Origin of the sequence: Pseudomonas aeruginosa, from assembly GCF_001457615.1 — a bacterium.
Lineage (GTDB): Bacteria > Pseudomonadota > Gammaproteobacteria > Pseudomonadales > Pseudomonadaceae > Pseudomonas > Pseudomonas aeruginosa.
Map to the genome: position 1 here is coordinate 461,840 of NZ_LN831024.1, position 16,493 is coordinate 478,332.

The window sequence follows — 16,493 nt, forward strand, 5'->3', positions numbered from 1 at the left end:
ATGCTGAAGAAGACCCTTGCCGCGCTGGCGCTCGGCTCCGCACTGTTCACCGCCGGCCAGGCAATGGCCGCGGACTACAAGATCGACAAGGAAGGCCAGCACGCCTTCATCGAGTTCCGCATCAAGCACCTGGGCTATAGCTGGCTGTACGGCCGCTTCAACGACTTCGACGGCAGCTTCACCTTCGACGAGAAGAACCCGTCGGCCGACAAGGTCAAGGTGACCATCAACACCAACAGCGTGGACACCAACCATGCCGAGCGTGACAAGCACCTGCGCAGCGGTGATTTCCTCAACGTCAGCAAGAACCCGACCGCTACCTTCGAATCCACCGAAGTGAAGGCCAACGGCGACAGCGCCGACATCACCGGCAACCTGACCCTGAACGGCGTGACCAAGCCGGTCACCATCAAGGCCAAGCTGATCGGCCAGGGCGATGACCCGTGGGGCGGCTACCGTGCCGGCTTCGAAGGCAGCGCCACCCTGAAGCTGAAAGACTTCGGCATCAAGATGGACCTCGGCCCCGCATCCCAGGAAGTCGAGCTGCTGCTCTCCGTCGAAGGCATTCGCCAGTAAGCGGATACCTGAAACGAAAAACGCCGGCGATCGCCGGCGTTTTTCATTGTGCTTCGAAAAGAATGTTCTTAAATATCCTCAAGCGGTTGCGCGGCCAGGCATTGGTCGAGGAGATGCACCAGGGTGGCTTGTTCCTCCGGGGTGAGCGGGGCAAACAACTCGTCATGCACGCGTGACATGATGGCCTCCGCATGCTGGTGGATGGCCAGCCCCTCGTCGGTGAGGAAGAGCTGGAAGCTGCGCTGGTCGCTGGGGTTGCGCTCGCGGCGGACCAGGTTTCTTCCCTCCAGCTCGCGGATCTTCCGGGTGATCAGTGCCTTGTCGCGGCACATCTGGCGTCCCAGGTCCTGCAGGTTCAGCCCGCGTTGTTCGTCGATAAGCTTCAATACATGGACGTCGGGCGGGGTCAGGTCGAGTCGCTGGCAATCGAGCTCGCTCTGGATGCGCGTCCGCACATGCTGGAAGACCGCCATCAGCGCGGGCATCAGGTCGGGATTCACGGGGTAGTTCATTGGTTTGGCCGAGTAAACCTAATGTAAATGTGGTTGATCCAGTCAACTATTTTGCTTATTTTAGTTGACCTTATCAACCTTGTTTCAGGTTCTGAATATGGGCCATGGCGCCGGGTGGATAACCGGCCATCGAGCTAAAACGTTTCAGGTGTTTTCACGCGAGGCTTTCGGACGTTTACAAACACCTATGAATGTAAGTATTTTGCCTGCCTTCTTCGAGCCGGTGCAGCGCCTTCACGCTGCATCGGCCGCTTTCGCTCATGAGGACAACGCTATGCAACGAACGCCAGCCATGCGTGTACTGGTTCCGGCCCTGCTGGTCGCGATTTCGGCCCTTTCCGGGTGCGGAAAAAGCGAGGCGCCGCCGCCGGCGCAAACGCCGGAGGTCGGGATCGTGACCCTGGAAGCGCAGACGGTGACCCTGAATACCGAGCTGCCGGGCCGGACCAATGCGTTCCGCATCGCCGAGGTGCGTCCCCAGGTGAACGGCATCATCCTCAAGCGCCTGTTCAAGGAAGGCAGCGACGTCAAGGCCGGGCAGCAGCTCTACCAGATCGACCCCGCCACCTACGAGGCCGACTACCAAAGCGCCCAGGCCAACCTGGCCTCGACCCAGGAGCAGGCCCAGCGCTACAAGCTGCTGGTCGCCGACCAGGCCGTGAGCAAGCAGCAGTACGCCGACGCCAATGCCGCCTACCTGCAGTCCAAGGCGGCGGTGGAGCAGGCGCGGATCAACCTGCGCTACACCAAGGTGCTGTCGCCGATCTCCGGCCGCATCGGCCGTTCCGCGGTGACCGAAGGCGCCCTGGTGACCAACGGCCAGGCCAACGCGATGGCCACCGTGCAACAGCTCGACCCGATCTACGTCGACGTCACCCAGCCGTCCACCGCCCTGCTGCGCCTGCGCCGCGAACTGGCCAGCGGCCAGTTGGAGCGCGCCGGCGACAACGCGGCGAAGGTCTCCCTGAAGCTGGAGGACGGTAGCCAATACCCGCTGGAAGGCCGCCTCGAATTCTCCGAGGTTTCCGTCGACGAAGGCACCGGCTCGGTCACCATCCGCGCCGTGTTCCCCAACCCGAACAACGAGCTGCTGCCCGGCATGTTCGTTCACGCGCAGTTGCAGGAAGGCGTCAAGCAGAAGGCCATCCTCGCTCCGCAGCAAGGCGTGACCCGCGACCTCAAGGGCCAGGCTACCGCGCTGGTGGTGAACGCGCAGAACAAGGTCGAGCTGCGGGTGATCAAGGCCGACCGGGTGATCGGCGACAAGTGGCTGGTCACCGAAGGCCTGAACGCCGGCGACAAGATCATTACCGAAGGCCTGCAGTTCGTGCAGCCGGGTGTCGAGGTGAAGACCGTGCCGGCGAAGAATGTCGCGTCCGCGCAGAAGGCCGACGCCGCTCCGGCGAAAACCGACAGCAAGGGCTGATCAAGGGGATTCGTAATGTCGAAGTTTTTCATTGATAGGCCCATTTTCGCGTGGGTGATCGCCTTGGTGATCATGCTCGCGGGCGGCCTGTCGATCCTCAGTCTGCCGGTCAACCAGTACCCGGCCATCGCCCCGCCGGCCATCGCCGTGCAGGTGAGCTACCCGGGCGCCTCGGCCGAGACGGTGCAGGACACCGTGGTCCAGGTGATCGAGCAGCAGATGAACGGGATCGACAATCTGCGCTACATCTCCTCGGAGAGTAACTCCGACGGCAGCATGACCATCACCGTGACCTTCGAACAGGGCACCGACCCCGACATCGCCCAGGTCCAGGTGCAGAACAAGCTGCAACTGGCCACCCCGCTACTGCCGCAGGAAGTGCAGCGCCAGGGGATCCGGGTGACCAAGGCGGTGAAGAACTTCCTCATGGTGGTCGGTGTGGTTTCCACCGACGGCAGCATGACCAAGGAAGACCTGTCGAACTACATCGTTTCCAACATCCAGGACCCGCTCTCGCGGACCAAGGGCGTCGGTGACTTCCAGGTGTTCGGCTCGCAGTACTCGATGCGCATCTGGCTCGACCCGGCCAAGCTGAACAGCTACCAGCTGACCCCCGGCGACGTGAGCAGCGCGATCCAGGCGCAGAACGTGCAGATTTCCTCCGGCCAGCTCGGCGGCTTGCCGGCGGTCAAGGGCCAGCAGCTCAACGCCACCATCATCGGCAAGACCCGCCTGCAGACCGCGGAGCAATTCGAGAACATCCTGCTCAAGGTCAATCCCGACGGTTCCCAGGTGCGCCTGAAGGACGTCGCCGATGTAGGCCTGGGCGGCCAGGACTACAGCATCAACGCGCAGTTCAACGGCAGCCCGGCGTCCGGTATCGCGATCAAGCTGGCCACCGGCGCCAACGCGCTGGATACCGCCAAGGCGATCCGCCAGACCATCGCCAACCTGGAACCGTTCATGCCGCAGGGCATGAAGGTGGTCTACCCGTACGACACCACCCCGGTGGTCTCGGCCTCGATCCATGAGGTAGTGAAGACCCTCGGCGAGGCGATCCTCCTCGTGTTCCTGGTGATGTACCTGTTCCTGCAGAACTTCCGCGCCACGCTGATCCCGACCATCGCCGTACCGGTGGTGCTGCTGGGGACCTTCGGCGTGCTCGCCGCGTTCGGCTTCTCGATCAACACCCTGACCATGTTCGGCATGGTGCTGGCCATCGGCTTGCTGGTGGACGACGCCATCGTGGTGGTGGAGAACGTCGAGCGGGTGATGGCCGAGGAAGGCCTGTCGCCAAGGGAGGCGGCGCGCAAGTCCATGGGCCAGATCCAGGGCGCGCTGGTCGGTATCGCCATGGTGCTCTCGGCGGTATTCCTACCGATGGCGTTCTTCGGCGGCTCCACCGGGGTGATCTACCGGCAGTTCTCCATCACCATCGTGTCGGCCATGGCCCTCTCGGTGATCGTGGCGCTGATCCTCACCCCGGCGCTCTGCGCGACCATGCTCAAGCCGATCGAGAAAGGCGACCATGGCGAGCACAAGGGCGGCTTCTTCGGCTGGTTCAACCGGATGTTCCTTTCCACCACCCACGGCTACGAGCGGGGCGTGGCGTCGATCCTCAAGCATCGCGCGCCGTACCTGCTGATCTACGTGGTGATCGTGGCCGGGATGATCTGGATGTTCACCCGCATTCCCACCGCGTTCCTTCCCGACGAGGACCAGGGCGTACTGTTCGCCCAGGTACAGACCCCGCCGGGCTCCAGTGCCGAGCGTACCCAGGTGGTGGTGGACTCGATGCGCGAATACCTGCTGGAGAAGGAAAGCTCTTCGGTCAGCTCGGTGTTCACCGTGACCGGCTTCAACTTCGCCGGCCGCGGCCAGAGTTCGGGCATGGCGTTCATCATGCTCAAGCCCTGGGAAGAGCGTCCCGGTGGCGAGAACAGCGTGTTCGAACTGGCCAAGCGCGCGCAGATGCACTTCTTCAGCTTCAAGGACGCGATGGTGTTCGCCTTCGCGCCGCCGTCGGTTCTGGAACTGGGTAACGCCACCGGCTTCGACCTGTTCCTCCAGGACCAGGCGGGTGTCGGCCACGAAGTCCTGCTCCAGGCGCGCAACAAGTTCCTCATGCTCGCCGCGCAGAACCCGGCGCTGCAACGCGTGCGCCCCAACGGCATGAGCGACGAACCGCAGTACAAGCTGGAGATCGACGACGAGAAGGCCAGCGCCCTCGGCGTGTCCCTTGCCGACATCAACAGCACCGTGTCCATCGCCTGGGGTTCGAGCTACGTCAACGACTTCATCGACCGTGGCCGGGTCAAGCGGGTCTACCTGCAGGGCAGGCCGGACGCGCGGATGAACCCGGACGACCTGAGCAAGTGGTACGTGCGCAACGACAAGGGCGAGATGGTGCCGTTCAACGCCTTCGCCACCGGCAAGTGGGAATACGGTTCGCCGAAGCTGGAGCGCTACAATGGCGTGCCGGCGATGGAGATCCTCGGCGAGCCGGCGCCCGGCCTGAGTTCCGGTGACGCCATGGCGGCGGTCGAGGAGATCGTCAAGCAATTGCCGAAAGGCGTTGGCTACTCCTGGACCGGCCTGTCCTACGAGGAGCGCTTGTCCGGCTCGCAGGCGCCGGCGCTGTATGCGCTGTCGCTGCTGGTGGTGTTCCTCTGCCTGGCGGCCCTGTACGAAAGCTGGTCGATTCCGTTCTCGGTGATGCTGGTGGTGCCGTTGGGCGTGATCGGCGCGCTGCTGGCGACGTCCATGCGCGGCCTGTCCAACGACGTGTTCTTCCAGGTGGGCCTGTTGACGACCATCGGCCTGTCGGCGAAGAACGCCATTCTCATCGTGGAGTTCGCCAAGGAGCTGCACGAGCAGGGCAAGGGCATCGTCGAGGCGGCCATCGAAGCCTGCCGCATGCGTCTGCGGCCGATCGTGATGACCTCCCTGGCGTTCATCCTCGGCGTGGTCCCGCTGGCGATCTCCACCGGCGCCGGCTCGGGCAGCCAGCATGCGATCGGTACCGGCGTGATCGGCGGCATGGTCACTGCGACCGTCCTGGCGATCTTCTGGGTACCGCTGTTCTACGTGGCGGTCAGCACGCTGTTCAAGGACGAGGCGTCCAAGCAGCAAGCGTCCGTCGAAAAGGGGCAATGATATGAAACGGTCCTTCCTTTCCCTGGCGGTAGCCGCTGTCGTTCTGTCCGGCTGCTCGCTGATCCCCGACTACCAGCGCCCCGAGGCGCCGGTAGCCGCGGCCTACCCGCAAGGGCAGGCCTACGGGCAGAACACCGGCGCGGCGGCCGTTCCGGCCGCCGACATCGGCTGGCGCGAGTTCTTCCGCGACCCGCAGTTGCAGCAACTGATCGGCGTGGCGCTGGAAAACAACCGCGACCTGCGGGTCGCCGCGCTGAACGTCGAGGCCTTCCGGGCGCAGTACCGCATCCAGCGGGCCGACCTGTTCCCGCGGATCGGCGTGGACGGTAGCGGCACCCGCCAGCGTTTGCCGGGCGACCTGTCGACCACCGGCAGTCCGGCGATTTCCAGCCAGTACGGGGTGACCCTGGGCACTACCGCCTGGGAACTCGATCTCTTCGGCCGCCTGCGCAGCCTGCGCGACCAGGCCCTGGAGCAGTACCTGGCGACCGAACAGGCGCAGCGCAGCGCGCAGACCACCCTGGTGGCCAGCGTGGCGACCGCCTACCTGACGCTGAAGGCCGACCAGGCGCAGTTGCAGCTGACCAAGGACACCCTGGGCACCTACCAGAAGAGTTTCGACCTGACCCAGCGCAGCTACGACGTCGGCGTCGCCTCCGCGCTCGACCTGCGCCAGGCGCAGACCGCCGTGGAAGGCGCCCGCGCGACCCTGGCGCAGTACACCCGCCTGGTAGCCCAGGACCAGAATGCGCTGGTCCTGCTGCTGGGCTCCGGGATCCCGGCGAACCTGCCGCAAGGCCTGGGCCTGGACCAGACCCTGCTGACCGAAGTGCCGGCGGGTCTGCCGTCGGACCTGCTGCAACGGCGCCCGGACATCCTCGAGGCCGAGCACCAGCTCATGGCTGCCAACGCCAGCATCGGCGCCGCGCGCGCGGCGTTCTTCCCGAGCATCAGCCTGACCGCCAACGCCGGCACCATGAGCCGCCAACTGTCCGGCCTGTTCGACGCCGGTTCGGGTTCCTGGTTGTTCCAGCCGTCGATCAACCTGCCGATCTTCACCGCCGGCAGCCTGCGTGCCAGCCTGGACTACGCGAAGATCCAGAAGGACATCAACGTCGCGCAGTACGAGAAGGCGATCCAGACGGCGTTCCAGGAAGTCGCCGACGGCCTGGCCGCGCGCGGTACCTTCACCGAGCAGTTGCAGGCGCAGCGCGATCTGGTCAAGGCCAGCGACGAGTACTACCAGCTCGCCGACAAGCGTTATCGCACGGGGGTGGACAACTACCTGACCCTGCTCGACGCGCAACGCTCGCTGTTCACCGCGCAGCAGCAACTGATCACCGACCGCCTCAATCAGCTGACCAGCGAGGTCAACCTGTACAAGGCCCTCGGCGGCGGCTGGAACCAGCAGACCGTGACCCAGCAGCAGACCGCGAAGAAGGAAGATCCCCAGGCTTGATCGCCTTCCGCGCCATGCAAGAACGCCGACCCTAGGGTCGGCGTTTTTTATCCTCGCGGAAGTCGGCGGGTCCGCGTCACGGACCCGCTCGGCCTTAGCGGTTGCGGGTCAGCAGTGCGGGGCGCTCGCCCTTGCGCCGCGGTTCCAGCTCGTCGAGCTGCTCGGCGGTGGGGAAGCGATCCATGCGCACCAGGTCGCGCTTGTTGATCACCACCGGCTGGCGGCTCGGCTGCTTGCCGGTGCCGTACTCGGACGGCTCGCGCAGCGGCGCGTCGCTCATCCGCGAGGCATTCTCGCGACCCTGGCCGCGCGGCTTGCCGGCGCGCGGTTTCTTCGCCTTGCCCTGGCCGGCACCCTGACCGCGAGCGCCGCCTTGAGCGGCGCCCTGGCTCTTGCCGCGAGCTTGGCCCTGGCCTTGGCCACGACCCTGCTGGCTGGTGCCGCCCTGGGGTTTCTGCTGGCCACCGCGGCGTCCGCGTCCCTTGTTTTCCTGGCCCTGGTAGGGGCTGACGTAGTCGGCGCGGTTGCCGAAATTGTCGAAGTCGTCGTCGAGGAACTCTTCCGGATCGCGATTACCGTCGACTTCCGGCGGCCGATTGGGCTTGGCCGGACGCGCTTCGCGGCTCTGCCGCGGCTGCTGCGCTTGGCCGGCCTCGCGGTTTTCCTTGTTCTTGCCTCCGCGACGGCGGCGCTTTCCAGCCGGCTTCTCGGTACCGTCCTGGGCCGCAGCGACATTGCTGTCGGGGTTGCTCGCCTGGGCGTCTTTCGGCTTGCGCTCGCGGCTGCTGCGCCGTTCCTTGTCGCGGCGCGGCTGCTTCTGCGGCGCTTCGCGGGGCTCCGGCTGGGCCACCTCGGGCAGCACGGCCTCGGGGTCGAAACCCTGGGCATCGCCATCGGGAATACGCTGTCTGGTCATCTTCTCGATGGCCTTGAGCAGCTTCTCTTCGTCCGGCGCCACCAGCGAGATCGCCTCGCCGCTGCGTCCGGCTCGGCCGGTACGGCCGATGCGGTGGACATAGTCTTCCTCGACGTTGGGCAGCTCGTAGTTGACCACATGGGGCAACTGGTCGATATCCAGGCCGCGGGCGGCGATGTCGGTCGCCACCAGGATACGCACGTCGTTGGCCTTGAAGTCGGCCAGCGCCTTGGTCCGCGCGTTCTGGCTCTTGTTGCCATGGATCGCGGCGGCCGGCAGGCCGTGCTTGGTCAGGTACTCGGCGAGACGGTTGGCGCCGTGCTTGGTACGGGTGAAGACCAGCACCTGTTCCCAGGCGCCGACGGTTACCAGGTGCGCCAGCAGGGCGCGCTTCTGCGGCGCCGGCAGGCGGAACACGCGTTGCTCGATGCGCTCGACCGTGGTGTTCGGCGGCGTTACCTCGATGCGTTCCGGGTTGTGCAGGAGCTTGTTGGCGAGGTCGACGATGTCTTTCGAGAAGGTTGCCGAGAACAGCAGGTTCTGGCGCTTGGGCGGCAGCTTGGCGAGAACCTTCTTCACATCGTGGATGAAGCCCATGTCGAGCATGCGGTCGGCTTCGTCGAGGACGAGGATTTCCACGTGGGACAGGTCGACCTTGTTCTGCCCGGCCAGGTCGAGCAGGCGGCCGGGGCAGGCGACGAGTACGTCGACGCCCTTGGCCAGGGCCTGGATCTGCGGGTTCATGCCAACCCCGCCGAAGATGCAGGTGCTGTTCAGCGGCAGGTCGCGGGCGTAGACCTTGAAGCTGTCATGCACCTGGGCGGCCAGCTCACGGGTCGGGGTCAGTACCAGCACGCGCGCCTGGCGCGGGCCGTGGCGGTGTTCGCGGTCGGGATGACCGGCGGGGAACAGGCGCTCCAGTACCGGCAGGGCGAAACCACCGGTCTTGCCGGTGCCGGTCTGTGCCGCAACCATCAGGTCGCGACCTTGCAACACGGCGGGAATCGCCCGCTGTTGCACGGGAGTGGGCTGGCTGTAGCCCGCAGCCTCCACAGCGCGGGCAAGCGCCTCGGAGAGTCCGAGGGAAGAAAAGGACATGCGGGTTTTCCTATATGGGCCGGGGCGAGGCCGGCTGCTGTGAAATCACCAAGTTCTGCGAACTCCTGTCTACCTTCGGGCCCTGTCGGCCAGGGCGGAAGGTCTGGCCGCGGCGCTGCGTATGCGCTCGGTGGCCGGTGTCGAACGGGTGCCCTCGCGGGCATGGCCGCGCACCTGGTCGGGGCGCTGGCCGGTTCGCTCCCGGCCCTGGGTGGGGGGGCCGGGGCAGCGTCAACGGAGGGCTGCGGTCAGAGCAGGTCACGCTGGCGCAAATGCTGGCGGATCTCGTTGGCCCGGGAGCCAAGGAGGTTGCGCAGCAAACTGTGATTCAGCCAATCCTCGATTTGTTCCGCAATCGGTTCCTGCGGATAGCGTTCGATGGCATTGGTCGCGGCTTTCTCCCACCAGACGGGGCCGCAGGCCCGGTCGAACTCGTTACTGTATTCGTGGCAACCGTAGAGCAGTTCGATACTGAACTGGCGCATCGGAGCCGGCAACGGCAGGGTTCCCAGCTTGTACAGCAGACGCTTGGCACGCGGTGGGCGTGGCAGTCGATCGGTCACCTTGAGGGTGTCGTCGAGGGCTGCAGCGCTGAGAAGGGAGGAACCGTGCTTGCACAACCAGGCCTGGATCTTCGCGCGGAACAGCTGTTTCCGGCTCCAGTAATGGTGGATCAGGTCGGTACAACCCACCAGCTCCAGCCGCTTGTGGGCGGCGACGGCCAGGACGAATTCCTCAAGAGTATAGGCACCGTTGGCAATTGGATAGAGTTCATCCATTAATTCCAACGAACGGTCGAGTATTTTCGCCTCTTCCCGAGGCAGGCCGATGACGCCGGAGTTGAGCTGGTGCATCTCGTCGTCGGCCCAGCCGCGCTCGAACAGGTAGGGCGAGAGGTCGCGGTAGAGCGGGAAGTTACGGTGTTCGCCATAGCGCGCGCCGATCGCGTTGCACAGCAGGCTGCCGGGCTGGATGCGGTCGAACAGGCGCAGGGGCGAACTGTGGAAGAAGGTATCGGTGTCGATCAGCAATGCCTGGTCGGCGTCTTCCAGGGCGTCGCGCAGGGCCACGTGCTTGGCGCGGAAGTGATAGCCGTGCGGTTGGCACCAGGCGACCAGCTCCTCGGCCGTCACTTCGCGGACCTGCACCGGCAGGCCGGCGTAGGGACTGGGGTCGTCGGTATAAACCCTGACCGTCAGGCCATGCGCCGCCCCGTCGCGGAGGTGGGCGAAGGCGCTGGCGATGCTGAACAGGGCTTCCTGGTGGTAGGTCTGTCGCCCGTAGACCAGGTAGATCAGATGCTTGCGTGAGTTGGCCATGTCTGTCGTGGATCGCGTGAGAGGCTTCCCTGCCGGTATACGCTGCCGGGCCGAACCGCGTGGGCGGTATCAGCGTGGCAGCTGGAGATTCTTCCAGATCGCCAGGCTCGGATCGGCCTGGTTCAAAGTATAGAAATGCAGTCCCGGTGCGCCGCCCTCCAGCAGGCGTTCGCACATCTCGCTGATGACCTGCTCGCCGAAGGCCTGGATGCTGCGGCTGTCGTCGCCGTAGGCTTCCAGTTGCTTGCGGATCCAGCGCGGCAGTTCGGCGCCGCAGGCGTCGGAGAAGCGCGCCAGCTTGGAGTAGTTGGTGATCGGCATGATGCCGGGGACCACCGGGATGTCCACGCCGAGCTTGGCGACCCGCTCGACGAAGTAGAAATAGGCATCGGCGTTGAAGAAGTACTGGGTGATGGCGCTGCTGGCGCCGGCCTTCACCTTGCGCACGAAGTTCGCCAGGTCATCCTCGAAGCTGCGCGCCTGGGGGTGGACTTCCGGATAGGCGGCGACCTCGATGTGGAAGTGGTCGCCGGTCTCGGTGCGGATGAAGTCCACCAGTTCGTTGGCGTAGCGCAGTTCGCCGCTGGCCATGCCCATGCCCGACGGCAGGTCGCCGCGCAGGGCGACGATGCGGCGGATGCCGGCCTCGCGGTAGCGGCCGAGCAGTTCGCGCAACTCGGCTTTCGAGTCGCCGACACAGGACAGGTGCGGCGCGGTCGGCACCTTCACCTCGCCGTCCAGTTGCAGCACGGTACTCAACGTGCGGTCGCGGGTGGATCCGCCGGCGCCGTAGGTGCAGGAGAAGAAGTCGGGCTTGTAGCCCGCCAGGTTGCGGGCGGTGGCCAACAGCTTTTCATGGCCGGCCTCGGTTTTCGCCGGGAAGAACTCGAAGCTGAAACGGCGTTCGCTCTGACTCATGATCGGTTCCTTGGACGCGACCACGGCCGCGCCTCTTCTTGTTGATTCCGACTAGCGCCGGGTACTTCAGTAGTACTGGCGGTAGTGCTCGATTTTTTCCCGCAGGCGTCGGGCCGTCGCGGCGTGGGCATGGCCGAGGCGAGCGAGGATCAGCTGCGACTCCTGGTGGTAGTTCGCGATCTTGTCCTGGTTCCAGGTCTGCGGCGGTGGCTGCAGGTTGGTGATGCGGTCGCACAGCTTGACCAGGGCGTACTGCGCCGGGCCCTCGGCAAGCGCCTGGAGATAGTCGTCGAGGGAACGCTTGGGGCCGTCGCCGACGCGCTTGCTCAGGGCCTGCACGCCGGCACAGACGAACTCGCCGAACTGTTGCCGCAGCTCCTCGGGTGAGGTCGCCGTGTCTTCCAGGGTGTCGTGCAGGACCGCGATCTGCAGGGTTTCCCCGAGCCGTTCGATGGCACCGTCGCGATCGGCGGCCAGCAGCTCGTTGGCGACCATGCCCAGGTGCACCAGATAAGGCAGCGGCGAGCCGCTGAGGGCCTGGTTGCGGTGGGCGCGGGCGGCGAACAGCCAGGCCTGGTTGTAGCGATCGGCGAGGTGCGTGGACATCGTGGGAGCGCTCATGCGAACGGGGCAGGCGCATGGCGCCTGCCCCGTGGTCCGCTTAGTAGCGATAGGTGTCCGGCTTGAACGGGCCTTCCACGCTCACGCCGATGTACTCGGCCTGTTTCGGGGTCAGTTGGGTGACCACGCCGCCGAAGCCCTTGACCATCTCCAGGGCCACTTCCTCGTCGAGCTTCTTCGGCAGCACTTCGACGCTCAGGCGCTTGGCCTTCTCGGCGGCCGGCAGGTCGGCGTACTTCTGCTCGAACAGGTGGATCTGCGCCAGCACCTGGTTGGCGAAGGAACCGTCCATGATCCGGCTCGGATGGCCGGTGGCGTTGCCCAGGTTGACCAGGCGGCCCTCAGCGAGAAGGATCAGGTAGTCGTCGTTGTGCGCGTCGAAACCGTCCTTGCCGGTGCGGTGGATCTTGTGCACCTGCGGCTTGACCTCTTCCCAGGCCCAGTTCTTGCGCATGAAGGCGGTGTCGATCTCGTTGTCGAAGTGGCCGATGTTGCAGACCACCGCGCGTTTCTTCAGCGCCTTGAGCATGTTGGCGTCGCAGACGTTGACGTTGCCGGTGGTGGTGACGATCAGGTCGATCTTGCCCAGCAGCGCGGCGTCGATGCTGGCCTCGGTGCCGTCGTTGATGCCGTTCTTGTACGGCGAGACGACTTCGAAGCCGTCCATGCAGGCCTGCATGGCGCAGATCGGGTCGACTTCCGCGACCTTGACGATCATGCCTTCCTGGCGCAGCGACTGCGAGGAGCCCTTGCCCACGTCGCCGTAGCCGATCACCAGGGCCTGCTTGCCCGACAGCAGGTGGTCGGTGCCGCGCTTGATGGCGTCGTTGAGGCTATGGCGGCAGCCGTACTTGTTGTCGTTCTTGCTCTTGGTCACCGAGTCGTTGACGTTGATCGCCGGGACTTTCAGGGTGCCGTTCTTGAGCATGTCGAGCAGGCGGTGGACCCCGGTGGTGGTCTCTTCGGTGATGCCGTGGATGCGCTCGAGCATCTGCGGGTATTTCTTGTGCAGGATCTCGGTCAGGTCACCGCCGTCGTCCAGCACCATGTTGGCGTCCCACGGCTGGCCGTCCTTGAGGATGGTCTGCTCGATGCACCATTCGTACTCTTCCTCGGTCTCGCCCTTCCAGGCGAACACCGGGATGCCGGCTGCGGCGATGGCGGCGGCGGCCTGGTCCTGGGTGGAGAAGATGTTGCAGCTCGACCAGCGGACTTCGGCGCCCAGCGCGACCAGGGTCTCGATCAGCACGCCGGTCTGGATGGTCATGTGGATGCAACCGAGGATCTTCGCGCCTTTCAGCGGCTGCTGGCCGGCATACTTGCGGCGCAGGCCCATCAGTGCGGGCATTTCCGATTCGGCGATGATCAGCTCGCGGCGGCCCCAGGCGGCCAGGGTGATGTCGGCGACCTTGTAGTCGGTGAAACCGGCGGGCGTCATGGCAGCGCTCATGCGTAACTCTCCATTCGTTGTCTGCGAATGGGCGCCGTTGGTGCGTTGACAGACCGGCGAGGCCGGCCTGAGAGCGCGCTCCGTTCGAGCCTGACAGGCCTAGGCCTGCTGCAGCGCCCCTCGAACGGAAGGCGGGAGCGACCCGAAGGGCCGCCTGAGCGGGCGATTATAGCGGCGCCACATGAAACTCCCAAGTCACCCCTGATACGCCGCTCGTCGCCGTGCGTCGTGTCCTCGGGCTGCGGCGATGCACCGCAGCGCAGAAGCGCGGGGAATTTGCGGGTCAGGATGCTAGAGTGCGCGGTCATGAGAATCGCTCCCAACTCCCGCTCGCCGCTGCTGCAGTGGCTGAGCTTCGCCCTCTGTGCCTGCGTGCTGGTCAACGCGCTGGCTTGCGGCGTCCTGCACCTGCAGGCGCTGGGAGTGGGCAGCGACAAGGGGCAGAAGGCCAGCGTCGGGCTGTTCTGCGTCGCCGGTGCCAGCCAATGGCTATCCCTGGATCCCGACGACGGGTCCGCCGGCGATCCGGTACCGGTCAATCCCCAGTTGCCGATGAGCTGCCCGATGTGCAGCGCCCTGGTGCTGTTCGTCGCGCTCGGGGTGATCTGGTCCTGGCGCTTGCAACGGCGACGCCAGGCGCGTTTCCGCCCGCCCGCCACGCGCGAGCCGGTGCCGCCCCGATACGTCTGGCCGCCGGCCAACCCGCGCGCTTCCCCCGCCTGATCCTGAACGCCCGCCGCGCCGGGCATTTGCATCCGTCGCCCGTCCTGCCTCGTCCGCGCAGCGCTCGCCGCTGTCCATCCGGACGAGGCGGGCGTGCCCACCATGCCTTGCTTCAGGATCGCTCGATGAAAAAGCACTCCACGGCCCGCCGCGTCCTCGCGCTGGGTCTCAACCTCACCCTGGCCGGCGTTCCGGCCTTGCTCTGGGCCGATGAGGAACCCACCGAACTGCCCGCCCTCACCGTCAGCGCCGGCGCCGGCGGGGAAACCCCGCCGGCCCTCGATCTCGACGACAGCGCCGGCGGCGGCTCGCGCCTGGGCCTGAGCCTGCGCGAGACTCCCGGCTCGGTAAGCGTGGCCAACCGTGCCAGCTTCGAGCGGCGCGGCCTGCGCAGCACCCAGGACATCGCCAACAGCCTGCCCGGCGTGAACGCCTCGGCGCCGCCCGGCTTCGGCGGCTTCGTCACCTACCGCGGCTTCAGCTCGAACCAGGTCAACCAGTTGTTCAACGGCATTCCGGTGCAATACAGCAGCGCCATGCGTCCGCTGGACGACTGGATCGTCGACCGCGTCGAGCTGGTCGGCGGTCCGTCCTCCTTCCTCAACGGCGCCGGTGCCGTCGGCGGCTCGCTGGACTACATCAGCAAGCTCGCCGACCGCTACGGCGATTTCATGGAAGGCCGGGTGCGCTATGGCAGCTACGACGATTCGGAAGTCGCCTTCGGCTTCAACCAGGCCCTGGGCATCGGCCCCGAGCCGAAGCACTTCGTGCGCCTGGACGTCAGCCGCAGCGGCGGCAACGGCTACGTCGACCGCAATTCGCGCGAATCGTGGAACGTCGCTTTCTCCCTGCTCAGCGACCTGACCCCGGACCTTTCCCACACCCTGGCCCTGGAGTACCAGGACGAGCAGGAAGACAGCCCCTACTGGGGCACGCCGGTGCTCAATCCCTACGCCGGCGAGCTGAAGATCGACAAGAGCCGTCGCCGCGAGAACTACAATGTCGCCGATGGCCGCTACGAACAGCGCGTGCGCTGGCTGCGCTCGATCCTCGAATACCGGGTCAGCGACAGCACGCGCTGGCGCAACACCTTCTACCACTACGACGCCGAGCGCGATTACCGCAACCTCGAGACCTACCGCTACAACGCCGACAACAGCGGGGTGGTGCGCTCCAACGCATTCCTCCAGCGCCACGACCAGCAGCTCAACGGCAACCGCTTCGAGCTACAGCACAGCCAGCCGCTGTTCGGACTGGCCAGCGACTGGGCGCTGGGCTTCGACTACAGCATCAACAAGCAGACGCGCTTCCCGAGTACCGCCTCCGGGCCGTTCGGTACGGTCGATCCGGCCAGTTTCGAGCCGGGCCACTTCTACGACCTGCCGGGCATGCGTCCCGGCCACCGGAAGGACCGCAGCAACGAGGTGCGCACCAGCGCGTTGTTCGCCGAGAACCGCCTGGGCCTGACCGACGAGCTGTCGCTGGTCACCGGGCTGCGCTACGACCACCTCGACCTCGACGTGCGCAACCATCGGACGGTGACCGCCAGCGATCCCGCACACTTCGAACGGCGCTGGGACGTGGTCACCGGGCGCGCCGGGCTGGTCTACCAGTTCACCCCGCACGCCAACGTCTACCTGCAATACAGTACCGCCGCCGACCCGCCGGGCGGGGTGCTGACCAGCGCCAGCTTCGGTCAGGTCCGCGACTACGACCTGTCCACCGGCGACCAGTGGGAGCTGGGCAGCAAGTTCGATTTCCTCGACGGTCGCGGCAGCGCCACCCTGGCCGCCTACCGCATCGTCCGCCGGGACTTCTCGGTGGCCGACCCGAACAACCCCAACCTCAGCGTGCCGGTGGGCCAGCAGACCTCCAGGGGCATCGAGGCCGCCGCCTCCCTGCGGATCACCCCGAAGCTGCTGGCCGAGGGCAATTTCGCCTGGGTCGACGCGCAGTACGACGAGTTCACCGAGAACGTCGGCGGCGTCGCCGTCTCGCGTAAGGGCAAGACGCCGCCGAACGTGCCGGAGCGGGTCGGCAACCTGTGGCTGACCTACGACTTCGACCCGGCCTGGCAGGGCGGGGTGGACGCGCGCTACGTGTCCTCGGTGTACGCCAACAACGCCAACACCTGGCACGTGCCGTCCTACACGGTCTACGGGACTTTCCTCAGCTACCGGCTGGACGAGCGCACGCGGATCACCGGGCGCGTGCGCAACCTCACCGACGAGGTCTACGCGCGCTTCGTGCAGAGCACGCCGCTGTACTACGTCGGCGACCCGCGCACCTTCGAGCTGAGCGTGCAGACGCGCTTCTGAG

12 protein-coding genes and 1 riboswitch are annotated in these 16,493 nt (G+C 65.9%); of the genes, 6 read left to right on the top strand and 6 right to left on the bottom strand.

Going from position 1 to position 16,493, the window contains the following annotated elements; all coding sequences use genetic code 11:
- Complete coding sequence (locus AT700_RS02105; protein WP_003084626.1) at positions 1-576, top strand: YceI family protein; 576 nt, start codon at positions 1-3, stop codon at positions 574-576.
- A 68-nt stretch (positions 577-644) separates the two neighbouring features.
- Here AT700_RS02105 and mexR read toward each other — a convergent pair whose 3' ends face one another.
- Complete coding sequence (mexR, locus tag AT700_RS02110; protein ID WP_004365054.1) at positions 645-1,088, bottom strand: MarR family transcriptional repressor MexR; 444 nt, start codon at positions 1,086-1,088, stop codon at positions 645-647.
- Between the two features lie 274 nt (positions 1,089-1,362).
- Here mexR and mexA point away from each other — a divergent pair, with 274 nt between their 5' ends.
- Genes mexA through oprM form a run of 3 tightly spaced genes read left to right on the top strand, consistent with a single transcriptional unit; the run spans position 1,363 to position 7,129 of the window.
- Positions 1,363-2,514, top strand: a complete 1,152-nt coding sequence (gene mexA / locus AT700_RS02115) for a multidrug efflux RND transporter periplasmic adaptor subunit MexA (protein ID WP_003118819.1) — start codon at positions 1,363-1,365, stop codon at positions 2,512-2,514.
- A 15-nt stretch (positions 2,515-2,529) separates the two neighbouring features.
- On the top strand, positions 2,530-5,670 hold the full coding sequence (gene mexB / locus AT700_RS02120; protein ID WP_003107312.1) for a multidrug efflux RND transporter permease subunit MexB: 3,141 nt from the start codon (positions 2,530-2,532) through the stop codon (positions 5,668-5,670).
- A gap of 1 nt (position 5,671) precedes the next feature.
- Entirely contained in the window at positions 5,672-7,129 is a 1,458-nt protein-coding gene (gene oprM, locus AT700_RS02125) for a multidrug efflux RND transporter outer membrane channel subunit OprM (RefSeq protein ID WP_003084633.1), read from the top strand.
- 94 nt (positions 7,130-7,223) lie between these two features.
- On the opposite strand, the gene AT700_RS02130 is transcribed toward oprM, so the two are convergent.
- The 5 genes from AT700_RS02130 to ahcY all read right to left on the bottom strand — a co-directional run bounded on the left by AT700_RS02130 (position 7,224) and on the right by ahcY (position 13,451).
- Positions 7,224-9,143 carry a DEAD/DEAH box helicase gene (locus tag AT700_RS02130; protein WP_003121761.1) on the bottom strand — a complete coding sequence of 640 codons (1,920 nt, stop codon included), beginning with the start codon at positions 9,141-9,143 and terminating at the stop codon, positions 7,224-7,226.
- A gap of 248 nt (positions 9,144-9,391) precedes the next feature.
- Positions 9,392-10,462: a hypothetical protein gene (locus AT700_RS02135; protein ID WP_003084637.1), complete on the bottom strand. Its 1,071-nt coding sequence runs from the start codon at positions 10,460-10,462 to the stop codon at positions 9,392-9,394.
- 69 nt (positions 10,463-10,531) lie between these two features.
- The gene (metF, locus tag AT700_RS02140) at positions 10,532-11,380 is read right to left on the bottom strand and encodes a methylenetetrahydrofolate reductase [NAD(P)H] (protein WP_003084639.1); all 849 of its coding nucleotides are present in this window, start codon (positions 11,378-11,380) and stop codon (positions 10,532-10,534) included.
- Between the two features lie 66 nt (positions 11,381-11,446).
- Complete coding sequence (locus AT700_RS02145) at positions 11,447-12,001, bottom strand: HD domain-containing protein (protein ID WP_004352105.1); 555 nt, start codon at positions 11,999-12,001, stop codon at positions 11,447-11,449.
- 40 nt (positions 12,002-12,041) lie between these two features.
- Positions 12,042-13,451 (bottom strand): adenosylhomocysteinase, encoded by a 1,410-nt coding sequence (ahcY, locus tag AT700_RS02150; RefSeq protein WP_004352107.1) that lies wholly within the window; start codon positions 13,449-13,451, stop codon positions 12,042-12,044.
- A gap of 22 nt (positions 13,452-13,473) precedes the next feature.
- A riboswitch (S-adenosyl-L-homocysteine riboswitch) is annotated at positions 13,474-13,579 on the bottom strand.
- Positions 13,580-13,757: 178 nt separating this feature from the next.
- Between ahcY and AT700_RS02155 the strand changes: the two genes are divergently transcribed.
- Together AT700_RS02155 and AT700_RS02160 are read left to right on the top strand one after the other, a co-directional pair.
- On the top strand, positions 13,758-14,174 hold the full coding sequence (locus tag AT700_RS02155; RefSeq protein WP_009875734.1) for a DUF2946 domain-containing protein: 417 nt from the start codon (positions 13,758-13,760) through the stop codon (positions 14,172-14,174).
- A gap of 125 nt (positions 14,175-14,299) precedes the next feature.
- On the top strand, positions 14,300-16,492 hold the full coding sequence (locus AT700_RS02160; RefSeq protein ID WP_004352112.1) for a TonB-dependent receptor: 2,193 nt from the start codon (positions 14,300-14,302) through the stop codon (positions 16,490-16,492).
- The last annotated feature ends 1 nt before the right edge of the window (position 16,493 follow it).

Excerpts from the sequence above, each read along its gene's own strand:
- AT700_RS02145 (WP_004352105.1), bottom strand. The coding sequence starts at position 12,001 with ATGAGCGCTCCCACGATGTCCACGCACCTCGCCGATCGCTACAACCAG.
- AT700_RS02155 (WP_009875734.1), top strand. The coding sequence starts at position 13,758 with ATGAGAATCGCTCCCAACTCCCGCTCGCCGCTGCTGCAGTGGCTGAGC.
- mexB (WP_003107312.1), top strand. The coding sequence starts at position 2,530 with ATGTCGAAGTTTTTCATTGATAGGCCCATTTTCGCGTGGGTGATCGCC.
- AT700_RS02135 (WP_003084637.1), bottom strand. The coding sequence starts at position 10,462 with ATGGCCAACTCACGCAAGCATCTGATCTACCTGGTCTACGGGCGACAG.
- mexR (WP_004365054.1), bottom strand. The coding sequence starts at position 1,088 with ATGAACTACCCCGTGAATCCCGACCTGATGCCCGCGCTGATGGCGGTC.
- AT700_RS02105 (WP_003084626.1), top strand. The coding sequence starts at position 1 with ATGCTGAAGAAGACCCTTGCCGCGCTGGCGCTCGGCTCCGCACTGTTC.
- metF (WP_003084639.1), bottom strand. The coding sequence starts at position 11,380 with ATGAGTCAGAGCGAACGCCGTTTCAGCTTCGAGTTCTTCCCGGCGAAA.
- ahcY (WP_004352107.1), bottom strand. The coding sequence starts at position 13,451 with ATGAGCGCTGCCATGACGCCCGCCGGTTTCACCGACTACAAGGTCGCC.
- AT700_RS02160 (WP_004352112.1), top strand. The coding sequence starts at position 14,300 with ATGAAAAAGCACTCCACGGCCCGCCGCGTCCTCGCGCTGGGTCTCAAC.
- AT700_RS02130 (WP_003121761.1), bottom strand. The coding sequence starts at position 9,143 with ATGTCCTTTTCTTCCCTCGGACTCTCCGAGGCGCTTGCCCGCGCTGTG.
- mexA (WP_003118819.1), top strand. The coding sequence starts at position 1,363 with ATGCAACGAACGCCAGCCATGCGTGTACTGGTTCCGGCCCTGCTGGTC.
- oprM (WP_003084633.1), top strand. The coding sequence starts at position 5,672 with ATGAAACGGTCCTTCCTTTCCCTGGCGGTAGCCGCTGTCGTTCTGTCC.